This is a genomic window from Shewanella sp. W3-18-1 (genome assembly GCF_000015185.1).
GTDB classification, from domain to species: domain Bacteria; phylum Pseudomonadota; class Gammaproteobacteria; order Enterobacterales; family Shewanellaceae; genus Shewanella; species Shewanella putrefaciens.
Genome location: NC_008750.1, coordinates 294,587 through 308,646, shown reverse-complemented (window position 1 = coordinate 308,646; position 14,060 = coordinate 294,587). Strand labels below are relative to the sequence as shown.

The window sequence follows — 14,060 nt, the reverse complement described above, 5'->3', positions numbered from 1 at the left end:
AACTTACATGAAAAATAAACGCTATAAACTGAGTAAGTTAGCTCAAACTCACTTACTAAAGATTAAAGACTACACCCTTCAACACTTTTCTGAGTCGCAGTGGCACAAATACAAAGAAAGCCTAATATCCGGCTTGCAAATGTTAGCCGATAACCCCGGATTAGGCAGAAGCTGCGAAGATATTTACCCCAACGGATTCTACTTTCCGATTGCTAAACACACCGCCTACTTCACAAAAGAAGACGACTTCATCCTCATCGTTGCCCTGTTAGGCCAGCCACAACTACCACAAAACCACTTGAAATAACCTCACCCCTGATCGTTTACTGGTACACCCGCACAGGCTTGCCATGGCACTCACTTGCCGACTCAGTGAAAGAAACCTAGAGGGTCTAAGTTGATAAACGAGAGAATTAGGGAAGGCGAAGAAACTGTTAAAAATAGATATTATTCAGAGTGAGGCCAACCATGGTACTGGCTCGACTACCCGCAGCAAGTCCATCCTTGGATGCTCGACCGCCCCGTCCATGGGGCGGACGGTCGTCTCGCCAATCACCATGGTTTGCCTTTCGAGCATTAGTGCCATCTGTTGGTTTATATGACTAGTGTCACAGTAACACTGTAAAAAAATAAGTAGTTATAGCTGATAGCTAACATAATCAATGGTGAACAGCTTAGTTAATTCTCAATAAAATTCAATTTTTTATAAATAGTACGTAACATAGAACGATCTTAAATCATGCGCACTTTCTACCCAGAATGATTTTTGCTATCGTAGAAATCAAATTCTAAATCAGTGGGTTGCGACTTATGCTGTCAAGCGATCGGTGGTGAGATTTTGCGAACGATACAAATGTTAGAACAAAAGTGGAATTAGAGAATAAATGATGGATCAGAAATTAAATAAGCGAAGGATTCCGTCGGTTGCAATGCGGGCAAAACTAATTGCAAAGCACAATAATCAATGTGCAATGTGCACCATTTCTGGAGAGGAAATCCCTCTAGAGCTAGCTTCGATTACCCCTTTTAATGAAGGTGGTAGTATGACGGAAGAGAACTTCCTTCTGCTATGCCCGAATTGTCATAGATATATGACTATGGGTCCAAAAGAAATTGAATTTGTGAACTTCCTTTATCAGGTTATTAAGGAAACAAGCCCAGATCAAAAAATCCAACTGGAAGCGATAATTGGAGAGTCACAAAGAGCTAGAGCAGACATTCTCATAGAAGATAGTCGGAACGCGAAGATTCTTATTGAGTGTAAATCCAATAAAGCAATTACAAGAAGTCACAGCTCTAAAATAGTCGAACAGATTTTGGAATATGGCAAGCTAATAGGTGAATGTAAGAAGGTCCTAGCCATACCTGGTAGATTACCGAACGAGATAAAGCAAAACATAGAATCTAATGATATAGAAGTGTGGGACGCAGACTATCTCATTAAGAATTTTAAAGCGGGAATACAAAAGGCAGACAGTAGCTACTTTAAAATGCTTCTAACTGCCATTACTGGGGGAAAAGAAGGCAGTAGAGGTCAAGATTTGCTTAGCAAGTTAAAGTCATGTAATCCGGGCCGTAAAGATTGCTACATATATCAGCGCCTCATTGGTGAAATCATAGAAGAACTATTTTGTCCTCCACTTGATAAGCCGATTCAAGAAGTTAATGATTTTACCAAGTCAAATCGAAGGGATTTCATTGTCCCAAATTATGCAACTGATGGTTTTTGGTCATTTTTGCGCGAAAAATACTCTGCAGACTATGTAGTGATTGATGCCAAAAATTACTCTAGAAAAGTTAAGAAGAGTGATGTCCTTCAAATTGCGAATTATCTAAAACCTCATGGGGCGGGTCTGTTTGGCATTATCTTTTCTAGAAAAGGAGGTGATTTTGCAGGTTGTTTACACACTATTCGAGAACAGTGGATGGTGCATCAAAAATTGATCCTCGTACTTGATGATACTGATGTAGAAAATATGCTCTTATCATCTGGCGGTGCGGCAGATTTAATCGGAGCAAAAATTGAAGAATTCAGGCTATCTATGTAAATAAATCTGGCCATCCATTTCAAATCAAGAAAAGATCCGACAGGCATAACTTTTATTCCTTAAAAATTTACCAATAACACTTGAACCAAAGGAGTACACCATCCCCTCGGAGTTGCCGCAGGGCATTAGCGTTCGTTGCGTGATCGAGGCATGGATGCCGAGATAGCGTCAGTCGAATCAGGGACGAGCGTCTGACGCGATAGCATAAGGACGCTTAATGCCCAAGAGGCTTTCAACTCCGTTGGGGACGCCGAGGGATATCCAAAAGGGGAACAGGCGCTTTTCCCCTTTTGGTCGGGTGTGGGGTGAAACCCCACGACTTTGATTTTTGCTTTGATAAAAAGTTTGTGGCCTAGCATTTGCTTATCCACCACGGCGCATTGGCAAACAGATAACAAAGCGATGACGCCATTATGGATAAGCCACAATAATAGGGAGCACCCGATCTGCCATGAAATCCACAATAAGAGCCATGAAAATCACCTTAGATGACCTTAAAGGGCCAGAGATAGCGGCATTACTGCAGGAACACCTCAACGATATGCAGGCAACCTCACCGCCTGAAAGCGTTCACGCATTAGATCTTGATGGCCTGCGTCAGCCCAATATTCGCTTTTGGACCCTCTGGGATGGCAACAATTTAGCGGGCTGTGGTGCACTAAAATGGTTAGATACCGAGCACGCCGAGATCAAATCCATGCGCACCGCCGCGCCCTATAAGCAGCAAGGTATAGCGTCTAAGATATTGCAGCACTTGATTAACGATGCCAAAAGCGCTGGCGTCAAACGTCTGAGTCTAGAGACAGGTTCGATGGACTTCTTTAACCCCGCTCGCTTGCTCTACTGCAAATTTGGTTTTGAAATCTGCGGCCCCTTTGCCGATTATCGACTCGATCCCAATAGTGTGTTTATGACGAAGAGAATCTAAAACACATGCGCCTTAGTCTTTGAAATTCATCTCTAAGGCGCTTTGCTGCAGTTAAGTATTCGCTCGCTTAACTACTGATGCAGTTCTGTGCCCGTTCCACCAATGGATAATAAACCCAAGTAACAACCCCCAAAATGCGCTGCCGATGCCCAGCACACTAAAACCCGATGCAGTGACCAAGAAAGTGATAATTGCTACTTCGCGATCTTCCGTTTTAGCTAATGCAGCGGTCAGACTATTGGCAATAGTGCCGAGCAGGGCTAATCCGGCGATGGCCAGTACTAATTCCTTCGGGAAAGCGGAAAACAGTCCAACCACAGTGGCACCCAATAACCCAGTGATAAAGTAAAACACCCCGCCCCATACCGCCGCCCAGTAGCGGGTAGCCGGATTTGGATCGGCCTCTTTACCCATGCAGATGGCCGCTGTGATGGCGGATAAGTTAAAGGCAAAACCGCCAAAGGGCGCGAGAATAACCCCGATTAAGCCTGTGCTCGTGATCAAAGGCGAAATAGGCGGCCTGTAGCCATTACCGTGCAGCGCAGCAACGCCCGGCATATTTTGCGATGCCATAGTCACCACAAACAGCGGTAATGCTACGCCAATTACACTCGCCAGCGAAAACTCAGGTGTCGTCCACACTGGCATCGCCAGTTGCAACTGAACGGCATCTAGCTTGAGCAAATCTAATTGAAAACTCATGCCTATGCCCACCAACAAGGTCAGCAAGATGATGTAGCGCGGCGCAAAAGGCTTAACGACTACAAACACCAACAGCATGATCAAAATTAGACTCAACTGGGTTTGCATCGCCTGAAATAGCCCTAGGCCAAATTGCAGCAGGATCCCCGCTAACATGGCGGAAGCCACCGACTGCGGCATGATACGAATAAGTTTATCCATCCAGCCCGCAACACCGCAAAGGGTGATTAGAATTGAACTCACCAGAAAAGCGCCTATGGCTTGGTTGACGCTCAATCCCGCAAGGCTAGTCACCATTAGCGCTGCGCCCGGTGTAGACCAAGCCGTTAGAATAGGATTCTTGTAGTAAAGCGATAACCCTATGCTGGTCACACCCATGCCCACACCTAAAGCCCACAGCCATGAACTGATCTGTGCTGGTGTCGCCCCCACAGCTTCCGCCGCTTGAAAGATGATCACAGCCGAGCTGCTATAACCCACTAATACCGCAATAAAACCCGCTGATATTTTTGACAAACTTCCTGCATCTCGCCACATACCCACTCCCTTTTTCTGCAATTGCTGTCGCCACCACGTTGTGCGCTATAACTTATAAAATGAACAAGATAGCCTTTGTGCGCTATAACGTACGAGATGGACAAGATAACACCTGTGCGTTATAACGTACAAACTAAATTTTCATAAAAATGATGGGGCCATTGTGCAGACGATAAACAGCTATCTCGCCACCACGCTTAAAGCACTTCGCAACCAAAAGGGATGGAGTTTAGATAAAGCCGCCCAAGAGACGGGCGTTAGTAAGGCCATGATAGGACAAATCGAGCGCGGTGAATCAAGCCCAACCATTGCGACTCTGTGGAAAATAGCCAGTGGATTCAATATCTCGCTGTCGACCTTTCTCGAACCCACACCCCAGAGCCAAGGCACAGTATTCCGTAAGCCCGACGAGTTACGCCAACAACCCGCTACCGACGGTATGCTAGTCGCCTCACTCTTCCCCTTTGAAGAGCGCTTCGGTTTCGAGATGTTTGAACTCACGCTGCTGCCAAACTATGAGCGCCTTTCTGAGCCCCATGAAACGGGTGTCACTGAGCATGTCATTGTCTTGAGCGGCACTATGGAAGTGCTAGTCGATGGCGAGTGGCAAACACTTAAGCAAGGTGAAGCAGTACGATTTTCGGCCGACAAACCCCATGGCTATCGCAATCTAAACGAGCAAGCCGTGGTATTCCACGACATCATTCACTACCAACGAGGTAGTATCTAGTAACCTCGAGCTAATTACCCCAGAATAGCGTCTGCGGTAAACCAAGGGTGCAACCGAAGTGAGATAGGTTATTGGCACTGCTCAAACAAAAATGCAGCTTATATAAGCTGGCATTTTATTAAATTTATTTGACTATTAAGCAGTTAACAAATCAATACTGTGTTTGGCTTCGCTCATGCCTTTATCGTGTGCTTCTGGCCCCATATTCAGTGCTTCGGCGTAAACCACTTCAACATTGGTGATACCTATAAAAGCTAAAACCGTTTTCAAGTAAGGTACAACGTGATCGGTTGGGCCATCTTTGTGGGCGCCGCCACGAGTCGTCACCAACACGGCGCGTTTACCTTCCACTAATCCTTTTGAACCGGTTTCAGTGTAAGTAAAAGTCACACCGGCGCGGGCAATAAAATCGATCCAGTTTTTAAGTTGGGCTGGAATGGTAAAGTTATACATAGGTGCCGCGATAACGATAGTGTCGTTCGCTTTTAATTCAGCGACTAAGGTATCTGATAAGGCGAGCATTTCTTGCTGACGTGCCGATAATTCTGCACCACCGCGTAACCCAGAAGCGATTTCACCGTCTACCATAGGCAGTACGTCTTTACCGCCTAAATCACGTACTGTAATAGCGGCGCCTTGGTTTTCCCAGTGGCTCGCTAAGTGGTCAATTAACACGGCAGATTGTGAATAACCGCCAAGAATGCTTGATTTTAAAATTAAGACTTTAGACATAATCTGCTCCGAAAATAGGTAAATGACTCAGAGTCAGATGGAATATCTCAACTCTATGACGCTAGTGTATTAGCTCATAAAAAAGAAATAAAGCGGATAAAATCTGAGATTAGCTTCGATTTTTTAGAAAGGTTACACCAAAGGCTAGCACAGCTAGCCTTTGACATTTGAAAATCAATCGCTCAAAACTATTGAACAAAATAATAGTTGTACTCGTTAATGAGATGGGATAATTCAGGGACTTTTTGAATATCTTCAATAAACTTATCCGTAGTTGTCATCGCCCAGGCCAAACTATCTTTATCAAGGCTATACAATCCCTCGTTAGAATACATATTGTGAGCCTTGGTGAAATTCTCACGATAACTGACACTGGCAACCACCTCATTGTGGACCCTAAACTCATAGGTCAGCACCAAATCATTATTGGTCACCATAGGCAACAGCCCTAGGGAACCACCCGCTAAAATAGCCGAGGTCAATCCCGCGGCCTCTCCCCCTGCTGTAGGTTCCATGTTATAAGTCACAATGAGCTTTAGTGGATTACCGATATTCTCTTTATCCATTTTTTCAAATAAAGGTGTGCCCTTGAGTTTGTTATAAAAGTCTGTTGAATCAATGGTACTGATAAAAAACACTGGTGGAAGTACCGTTGTTTGCGCCTTAACGAATGGGCTGATTAGCAACAAACCCAGCATTAAAATACGAAGCATAAATGGCATTGGAAACATCCTTATTGATAGCAATTTAGTTGTACTACAGCACCAAGCGCAGCCGCATTTGCCGTTCGAATATCACCCTTCATATTGGGCTCTACCGACTGATAACTAATGTGGTGTTTATCTAAAAAGCGGGCAGCATATTTCGCATCGAGGGCAAAGTTAACATTCTGCGGTAGCGCGCCCGATTCACGCAGACTCGTCACATTTAACGTACTGACGGTGATACCTAATAACTCCCCGCCGTCAGAGACCACTGGGCCGCCACTAGAACCAGGTTGGATCGGTGCCGAAAACTGGAACTGTCCAACCGCGCCTTTTAATGCCTCGCGCGAACTAATATTGCCTCGCGTTAAATTAGGTGAAGCCGCCAATAATCCCTGTAAGGGATAACCAACATTGGTAATGGCCTCACCAAGAAAAATCTCTGTACCTTTACGCAATGGCAAGTATTGCTCCACTGGTGTGCCCGTACTGACAACAGCTAAATCTAATAGGGTCGAGCTAGCCTCTACGACCGCATCAAAGGATTTATCGCCAACATTCACCTGTGTCACCATGCAATTTTTGAGTACATGGGCCGCAGTAACAATTTGTCCCTGCGGATTAATATAAAACCCCGTCCCGGTACTGACTGGTTTTTTCATATTTGCGAGTAAATTCGCCGATACATCTTTCATTGCATACTGCGCAGGGTAGTTACTTGCAGAAGGCGTTAACGCATTTAGCACATCGACAATCACTAACTGAGTCGCTCGCAATGATGCGTTATAAAGCCCTAAACCATCCCCAAGATAACCAATATCTGTCTTAAAGGATTTTTGTCCCTCTCGAATAGGCTTATCGGACCCATTAAATACCCGATAACTCATGATCATTTCTGCTTTGCCCGATTCAAATTTCCACTCGGGATCGATATCGATCAATAACCCATATTGATTCGCTTGCGTGCGGTCTAACAGCTTAGCATTTGAAAAATAAGCACCAAAACCATCCTTCACACCATCACTGAGTGATTTTCCTGGATCGACCCAAATATTCCATTTCTCTAAATAAAAACGGTTATTTAACTGCGAATGGGGCAAATAATAGGCAACACTCACATCCACAGGGAGCGTAATGGACTTATTCAGTACCACACCCTTAGGCAATTTATTTGCATTTAATTTGGTATTCGCGCAGCCACTAAGATGAAAACAGAACAGAACAATAAGCACACTGGAGAGAAATCGCATCGGTTATCCTTAATATCAATGCAAATAGCACTATACAGCGTAAACGAACCGTACAGACTATGGAGGATGCAATCTAAGTTGCATTAAGCCAAAGATTCTATTGCAAGATTAAAACAACATCAACGATGAAAGCCCACAAAAAGCAAACAATGACAACTATTTAGTAATATTTGGAATGCTAATATAGAGGCCCGTAAATTCAGCGCATCGTTGCTCACCACAGTAAAGTTCAACCACAAGTCGGACTTTAGCTTTTCGTCCTGCAGATAATCCAGCTAAATTGGCATCCTGCCATACCACGCGTGCAACAGGTTGTGAACTCACAGGTGCGAGATAACGCATATGGGCATCAGCGAGCACAATATCACCCGCCACGCCTATCAATTGTTGATTAAGCCACACGGCCCCCCAGCCTGTTAAGGTCATCAGTGTATAAATGCTGCCCGCAAACATGGTCTGATGCAGATTAATATTGGGCGTTATCGGCGCTGTGACTCGAAACTCTCCCTCACTGTAATCGAGTGGCACAATCTGCATAAACTCGCTAACGGGGATCGTACTGTGCCAAGTCTGGCGTAATTTGATGAGTAATTGATCCATGCGCATTTCCCTTAATACTCCCTCTTGGTACAAGCGACATTGATTATGTCTAATACTCAATCACCGGGGCCCCAAGATAAACATCTCGATAGAAGTTACACCTGCAGATTAAAGGTCACTGGGCCATCATTGACTAAGGACACTTGCATATCGGCACCGAACTGTCCGGTTTCTGTAGTAACACCCTTATCGCGGCAAAAAGCAACAAACTCTTCATACAATGTCAATGCCTGATCTGGCGTACCTGCCCCAGAAAAACTCGGCCTCAAACCTCTGCCTGTATCGGCGGCCAAGGTAAATTGTGACACGACTAATAAAGATCCACCGACTTGTTCTAAATTGAGATTCATCTTGCCATTTTCATCGGAAAACACGCGATAACTCATCACCTTAGTGGCTAATTTTTCCATTTTTTCGCGGTTATCTTCCCGCTCAACCCCAAGCAAGACTAACAAGCCTTTATCAATTGAACCTAGGGTTTGGTTATCGACCACCACGCTGGCACGGCTCACTCTTTGAATTAACGCTATCACAACTTTTCCTTTATATTGATATGGTTATATTGCCAACATAAAACCTATTACCGCAATTAATCGGCAAAAACTTAAGTTTTCGTACTCGCTTCGTCCTTATCGAAACTCGATTCATAATCGAGATACTCGGGCATAGCCGCGGTAATTTCTGCCCCCAGTAATACAATCATCCATGACAGATACACCCACACAAATAAGATAGGAATTGTTGCTAAGGCACCATAAATAGCCTCATAACTTGGGAACTGAGTGACATACAAAGCAAAAGCTTTTTTCCCTAACTCAAACAGCAGCGCTGCGACTAGTGCCCCTAATAATGCATGTAAAAACTTCACCTTTTGATTGGGTACGACCATGTATAACAACAGAAATGCTGCGACAGAAAACAGCATAGGTAAACGCTCAATAAACAGAGGGACAACACCAGAAAAAGTATCATCTTCAAACAGTTTTAACGAAACAACATAGGAGGTCGCCACCAAACTTGCACCAACCAAAACAGGGCCAAGCGTGATCACCATCCAGTACATTGAAAAAGCCACCACCACAGAACGCTTCTCTTTAGTGCGCCAGATATTATTAAGCGACTTATCGATAGCGGAAATCAGCATAATCGCCACCACAACAAGTGCCGCAATACCGACTGCGGTGCCCTTAGAAGCATTTCCTACAAATTCATTGATATAGATTTGCACTGTATCGCCAGCAGCGGGGAGAAAGTTCTCATAAACAAAGGCTTCAATCTGTCCACGTATTCCCTTAAATACAGGGAAGGCCGATAGCATAGACATAGTCACCGCCACCAAAGGAACAAGTGATAGCAAAGTGACATAGGCTAAATGTCCCGCCCGAATATTGATTTGATCTTCCACTAAGCGCAGCCTTAAATGCTGTAAAAAGCGCCAGATCCCAAGGAATAAGACTCGAATTTGTGCTACTTCTATCTTCTTAGTCACGGGTTTCTCTTGATTCTGTTGGTATAGACTCGTTATCTTCGTACAATAAACACTTAATTTACAAGTCTAAGGAGTGAATTGATGTCTCAACAAGGATCCGCTGGTAATGTTATCGCTGCCATCGCTAGTCTGTTTTTCCCCGGATTAGGCCAACTGCTACAGGGCAGAATAATAGCTGCACTGCTATTTTTTGTGATTACCGTTGTAGGTTACGCCCTGTGGTGGCTAATCGTACCCGCCGTTATAGGGGCAATCTTTCACCTATGGGCTATTATCGATGCGGCGAGATTTAAGGCTGACTAAGTTCACTTCGCAATAGTATAACCACTGAAAAGACTAATAACGGCAGTCTTAACTCAAAAGACAAACAAATCGAACAGCTATAATAAAGCTAAAAATCAATAAGTTAATAAACCAATCAATATTGAATCCAAGCTGTTAGTTTCAAACCAAAACTAACGGCTTAGTCTGATCCATTTAAGGGCAAAAATGGATTGGTAAATAATCAAAAAAATGAGTAACACTCTAGCCTCTAGCCTCTAGCCTCTAGCCTCTAGCCTCTAGCCTCTAGCTTCTAGCTTCTAGCTTCTAGCAAATAAATTAGCTTTTCTCCCCCTGCAACTCATGTTGCTTTTGTGCAACCCTAAAATGCATAGCTTTGTGAGCTATCACGCGCTTTAGTGGGTTGATGGCGTAAATTTTGGATCTGCTGCACAATTTCGTTTAGTACTCAAAAACTTATCTTCCATCCACCCCTCATAGTTTGTACTTGTAACTTATTCGCTGTATTCATCACTATGACTTTTATCGAATCACTCACGTTGATGTTGGCATTGATGTATCTCGCTTCTCTTAGTTATTGGAGCGGCCAAAAGTGGGGAGCTATCGCCACCCTCTTGTGTAGTTTAGCTGCCGTCGCCATTAGCCTATATTGGCCCTTAGCTCTAGGTTTACTGATTGCATTACCTGCGGCTTTTGCCGTTAACAAATTTGCACCAGACTCCTTAAAGCAAGAAATTAAAATCAATACCTTGCGTGAAGGTACTCAGCATCTTTTAGCACTGTCCTTACTCTTGGTCGCTATCCAATACACCATTAACACGATATTACTGAAACAAGGCATAACACCTTGGCTAATGCGCCCAGATGTAGTCGATGCCTTTTTACCCATAGCGGGTGGCATTGAGCTTAAGGCCATTATTAGTCTCAATTTGTGGGATCAAACCCATCCTGCGGCGGCGGTTATGTTGGCTGCAGTCTTAGTTACGGGTTTGCTCTGCAAGCGAGCATTTTGTGGATGGGCTTGCCCATTAGGTTTAGCAGGGGAATATCTCTATGCATTTAGAAAACGCTTTATTAAAGCGGAATTAGCCCCACCCGCTTGGCTCGATTGGCCACTGCGAATGCTCAAGTATCTCTTATTGTTCGCACTCTGCTATATCGTGATCGGCATGCCAGCCCAAACCATACCCTACTATCTTGAAGGGAATTACCATAAAATCGCCGACTTAAAGATGGCACTGTTTTTTATCACGCCAGGACTTGTCACCCTGTTATGCTTTGGATTGATCCTCGCGTTAGCCGCATGGCGTCGTCAGGGATTCTGCCGTTATTTGTGCCCCTATGGTGCCATGCTTGGGATTTTAAGCTTTGCAAGCCCACTTAAAATCCGCCGAGATACTCAGCACTGCTTGATCGACGCCAAAGGAATGAAATGCGATAAATGTACCCGCGCCTGCCCTGCAAATATCATAGTGCACACTAAAACTACGGTTCGCAGTGATGAGTGTCAGGCCTGTATGCGCTGCGTTGCCGCCTGCCCTAAATCAGCGGCGCTTGGCTTGAGTCTCAAATCTGGCCACCGATTGGGCCATAAAGGATTACTCGCACTGGTACTACTGGCATTATTTGCATTACCACTTGGGGCCTATTTAGGCGGTTTTTGGCATAGCCAAACTCCAGATAATATTCGGATGGAACTTATTAAAGTCATAGATAGAGTCGGGCATTAAGCTAAGTTTGACATAAAAAACAAGGTGCAGCTCAACTGCACCTTGTTTGTTTTATCTCAATACTCAGCCATTAAGCGAGGTCAAATCTGTCGGCATTCATCACCTTGGTCCATGCATTCACAAAGTCATGCACAAACTTCTCTTTGGCATCGTCTTGAGCATAAATTTCAGCGTAGGATCTCAGCACCGAATTAGAACCAAATACAAGATCGACTCGGGTAGCAGTCCATTTCACTGTTCCGGTTTTACGCTCAATAATCTGGTACAGATTATTGCCAGCAGGTTTCCAGTTGTAAGACATGTCAGTCAAATTAACAAAAAAGTCATTACTGAGTACACCCACACGATCCGTAAACACACCATGCGCGCTACCTGCATAGTTGGCACCTAATACCCTCATGCCACCAATCAACACTGTCATTTCGTGGGCTGTGAGTCCCATAAGCTGAGTGCGATCTAACATAAGTTCTTCAGGTTGAACAACATAATCCTTTTTCTGCCAGTTGCGATAGGCATCGTGTAAGGGCTCAAGCACGGCAAATGATTCTATATCCGTCATCTCCTGTGAAGCATCACCACGGCCAGAAGCGAATGGTACTCGAATATTCACCCCTGCATCTTGGGCCGCTTTTTCTACGGCTGCGGTTCCACCCAATACAATTAAGTCGGCAATACTGACTTTTTGACTCAAACCAGTCTGAATATCGGTTAGCACTTTGAGTACTTTTTGCAAACGGACGGGTTCATTACCTTCCCAATCCTTTTGTGGTGCGAGACGAATGCGGGCACCATTGGCACCACCGCGATAATCAGAGCCGCGGAAAGTGCGTGCGCTATCCCAAGCGGTTGTTACAAGCTCAGCAATACTCAATCCTGATGCCAAAATTTTCGCTTTTAATGCGGTAATGTCATCATCAGAGAGGCGGTAATCCACCTGTGGAATCGGGTCCTGCCAAATTAAATCTTCTGCAGGCACTTCTGGGCCGAGATAACGGCTTTTAGGACCTAAATCGCGGTGGGTCAATTTGAACCAAGCACGGGCAAAGACTTCAGAGAAATAAGCAGGATCTTTATAGAACTTCTCAGAAATTTTCCGATATTCAGGATCCATTTTCATCGCCATGTCGGCATCTGTCATTATTGGATTGTGGCGAATCGTCGGATCTTCAACATCGACAGGTTTATCTTCTTCTTTGATATTAATGGGTTCCCATTGCCACGCACCTGCAGGGCTCTTTTTCAGTTCCCAATCATAACCAAGTAACAATGAGAAATAGCCGTTGTCCCATTGGGTCGGATGGGTGGTCCAAGCCCCTTCAATACCGCTAGTGACAGTATTACGGCCAACGCCTCGACCGTGCTTATTAAGCCAACCTAAACCTTGGGCTTCAACATCCTCAGCCTCGGGCTCGGGACCAAGATTCTGCGCCTTACCATTACCATGGCATTTACCCACAGTATGTCCGCCCGCGGTCAGGGCAACCGTTTCTTCATCATCCATCGCCATACGAGCGAAGGTTATTCTTATATCTTGTGCGGTTCGAAGAGGATCAGGATTACCATCTACGCCTTCAGGATTCACATAAATTAGCCCCATCATCACAGCGGCCAATGGATTTTCGAGATCGCGCTCCCCAGAATAACGGCTGTTGGGATTATCGCTCGGTGCAAGCCATTGTTTTTCTGAGCCCCAGTAAATGTCTTTCTCTGGATGCCAAATATCGGCACGGCCACCTGCAAAACCATATGTTTTCAAACCCATAGACTCATAGGCAACATTACCTGCAAGTATGATCAAATCAGCCCAAGACAGCTTATTGCCGTATTTCTTCTTGATCGGCCAAAGTAAACGGCGAGCCTTGTCGAGGTTAGCGTTATCGGGCCAGCTATTAAGTGGAGCAAACCTTTGATTACCCGTACCTGCACCACCACGGCCATCGGCAATACGGTAAGTACCCGCAGAATGCCACGCCATACGGATCATTAATCCGCCGTAGTGTCCCCAGTCCGCTGGCCACCAGTCTTGGCTATCTGTCATTAAGGCATATAAATCTTGTTTTACCGCCGCAAGATCGAGCGTTTTAAATGCTTCGCTGTAATTAAAAGTAGGATCCATTGGATCCGTTTTTTTGTCGTGCTGATGCAAAATATCGAGATTTAATGCCTTAGGCCACCAGTCCATATTATTGGTTGTGACGGAGGTATTACCACCATGCATTACTGGGCATTTACCTTGAGAGCTGTGAGTCTTATCCATGAGATCTTCCTTTATTGATGACGAACGAAGGGCGTATAGCCTGAATCATTTTTGTGTAATCTAGACTAATC

14 protein-coding genes are annotated in these 14,060 nt (G+C 44.7%); 6 read left to right on the top strand and 8 right to left on the bottom strand.

Annotation, left to right across the window (positions count from 1 at the left end; all coding sequences use genetic code 11):
* The first annotated feature begins 7 nt into the window (after positions 1-7).
* From SPUTW3181_RS01475 to SPUTW3181_RS01465, 3 genes are all read left to right on the top strand, one after another.
* Positions 8-307, top strand: coding sequence for a type II toxin-antitoxin system RelE/ParE family toxin (locus SPUTW3181_RS01475; RefSeq protein WP_011787679.1), 300 nt, complete (start codon positions 8-10; stop codon positions 305-307).
* A gap of 577 nt (positions 308-884) precedes the next feature.
* Positions 885-2,048 (top strand): HNH endonuclease, encoded by a 1,164-nt coding sequence (locus SPUTW3181_RS01470; protein ID WP_011787678.1) that lies wholly within the window; start codon positions 885-887, stop codon positions 2,046-2,048.
* A 451-nt stretch (positions 2,049-2,499) separates the two neighbouring features.
* On the top strand, positions 2,500-2,976 hold the full coding sequence (locus SPUTW3181_RS01465; RefSeq protein WP_011787677.1) for a GNAT family N-acetyltransferase: 477 nt from the start codon (positions 2,500-2,502) through the stop codon (positions 2,974-2,976).
* Between the two features lie 51 nt (positions 2,977-3,027).
* Here SPUTW3181_RS01465 and SPUTW3181_RS01460 read toward each other — a convergent pair whose 3' ends face one another.
* Positions 3,028-4,215: a benzoate/H(+) symporter BenE family transporter gene (locus SPUTW3181_RS01460; protein WP_011787676.1), complete on the bottom strand. Its 1,188-nt coding sequence runs from the start codon at positions 4,213-4,215 to the stop codon at positions 3,028-3,030.
* 163 nt (positions 4,216-4,378) lie between these two features.
* Here SPUTW3181_RS01460 and SPUTW3181_RS01455 point away from each other — a divergent pair, with 163 nt between their 5' ends.
* Positions 4,379-4,945 (top strand): helix-turn-helix domain-containing protein, encoded by a 567-nt coding sequence (locus SPUTW3181_RS01455; RefSeq protein WP_011787675.1) that lies wholly within the window; start codon positions 4,379-4,381, stop codon positions 4,943-4,945.
* Between the two features lie 135 nt (positions 4,946-5,080).
* Here the strand turns inward: SPUTW3181_RS01455 and azoR are convergent, their stop codons facing one another.
* From azoR to SPUTW3181_RS01425, 6 genes are all read right to left on the bottom strand, one after another.
* Positions 5,081-5,677, bottom strand: a complete 597-nt coding sequence (gene azoR / locus SPUTW3181_RS01450; RefSeq protein WP_011787674.1) for an FMN-dependent NADH-azoreductase — start codon at positions 5,675-5,677, stop codon at positions 5,081-5,083.
* Between the two features lie 188 nt (positions 5,678-5,865).
* Positions 5,866-6,399 carry a hypothetical protein gene (locus SPUTW3181_RS01445; RefSeq protein WP_011787673.1) on the bottom strand — a complete coding sequence of 178 codons (534 nt, stop codon included), beginning with the start codon at positions 6,397-6,399 and terminating at the stop codon, positions 5,866-5,868.
* Positions 6,400-6,410: 11 nt separating this feature from the next.
* Positions 6,411-7,631 carry a S1 family peptidase gene (locus tag SPUTW3181_RS01440; protein ID WP_011787672.1) on the bottom strand — a complete coding sequence of 407 codons (1,221 nt, stop codon included), beginning with the start codon at positions 7,629-7,631 and terminating at the stop codon, positions 6,411-6,413.
* 156 nt (positions 7,632-7,787) lie between these two features.
* Positions 7,788-8,231 carry a thioesterase domain-containing protein gene (locus SPUTW3181_RS01435; RefSeq protein ID WP_025008027.1) on the bottom strand — a complete coding sequence of 148 codons (444 nt, stop codon included), beginning with the start codon at positions 8,229-8,231 and terminating at the stop codon, positions 7,788-7,790.
* Positions 8,232-8,326: 95 nt separating this feature from the next.
* Complete coding sequence (gene dtd, locus SPUTW3181_RS01430) at positions 8,327-8,764, bottom strand: D-aminoacyl-tRNA deacylase (protein ID WP_011787670.1); 438 nt, start codon at positions 8,762-8,764, stop codon at positions 8,327-8,329.
* Positions 8,765-8,835: 71 nt separating this feature from the next.
* Complete coding sequence (locus tag SPUTW3181_RS01425; RefSeq protein ID WP_011787669.1) at positions 8,836-9,720, bottom strand: virulence factor BrkB family protein; 885 nt, start codon at positions 9,718-9,720, stop codon at positions 8,836-8,838.
* 81 nt (positions 9,721-9,801) lie between these two features.
* Between SPUTW3181_RS01425 and SPUTW3181_RS01420 the strand changes: the two genes are divergently transcribed.
* Together SPUTW3181_RS01420 and SPUTW3181_RS01415 are read left to right on the top strand one after the other, a co-directional pair.
* The gene (locus tag SPUTW3181_RS01420; protein WP_011787668.1) at positions 9,802-10,023 is read left to right on the top strand and encodes a hypothetical protein; all 222 of its coding nucleotides are present in this window, start codon (positions 9,802-9,804) and stop codon (positions 10,021-10,023) included.
* A gap of 494 nt (positions 10,024-10,517) precedes the next feature.
* Complete coding sequence (locus SPUTW3181_RS01415; protein ID WP_011787667.1) at positions 10,518-11,732, top strand: 4Fe-4S binding protein; 1,215 nt, start codon at positions 10,518-10,520, stop codon at positions 11,730-11,732.
* A 70-nt stretch (positions 11,733-11,802) separates the two neighbouring features.
* On the opposite strand, the gene katG is transcribed toward SPUTW3181_RS01415, so the two are convergent.
* Entirely contained in the window at positions 11,803-13,989 is a 2,187-nt protein-coding gene (gene katG / locus SPUTW3181_RS01410) for a catalase/peroxidase HPI (protein ID WP_011787666.1), read from the bottom strand.
* Positions 13,990-14,060: the final 71 nt, after the last annotated feature.

Bases quoted from the DNA above. Each gene is read 5' to 3' on its own strand.
- SPUTW3181_RS01475 (WP_011787679.1), top strand. From the start codon at position 8: ATGAAAAATAAACGCTATAAACTGAGTAAGTTAGCTCAAACTCACTTA.
- SPUTW3181_RS01470 (WP_011787678.1), top strand. From the start codon at position 885: ATGATGGATCAGAAATTAAATAAGCGAAGGATTCCGTCGGTTGCAATG.
- SPUTW3181_RS01465 (WP_011787677.1), top strand. From the start codon at position 2,500: ATGAAATCCACAATAAGAGCCATGAAAATCACCTTAGATGACCTTAAA.
- SPUTW3181_RS01460 (WP_011787676.1), bottom strand. From the start codon at position 4,215: ATGTGGCGAGATGCAGGAAGTTTGTCAAAAATATCAGCGGGTTTTATT.
- azoR (WP_011787674.1), bottom strand. From the start codon at position 5,677: ATGTCTAAAGTCTTAATTTTAAAATCAAGCATTCTTGGCGGTTATTCA.
- SPUTW3181_RS01445 (WP_011787673.1), bottom strand. From the start codon at position 6,399: ATGCCATTTATGCTTCGTATTTTAATGCTGGGTTTGTTGCTAATCAGC.
- SPUTW3181_RS01440 (WP_011787672.1), bottom strand. From the start codon at position 7,631: ATGCGATTTCTCTCCAGTGTGCTTATTGTTCTGTTCTGTTTTCATCTT.
- SPUTW3181_RS01435 (WP_025008027.1), bottom strand. From the start codon at position 8,231: ATGGATCAATTACTCATCAAATTACGCCAGACTTGGCACAGTACGATC.
- SPUTW3181_RS01420 (WP_011787668.1), top strand. From the start codon at position 9,802: ATGTCTCAACAAGGATCCGCTGGTAATGTTATCGCTGCCATCGCTAGT.
- SPUTW3181_RS01415 (WP_011787667.1), top strand. From the start codon at position 10,518: ATGACTTTTATCGAATCACTCACGTTGATGTTGGCATTGATGTATCTC.
- katG (WP_011787666.1), bottom strand. From the start codon at position 13,989: ATGGATAAGACTCACAGCTCTCAAGGTAAATGCCCAGTAATGCATGGT.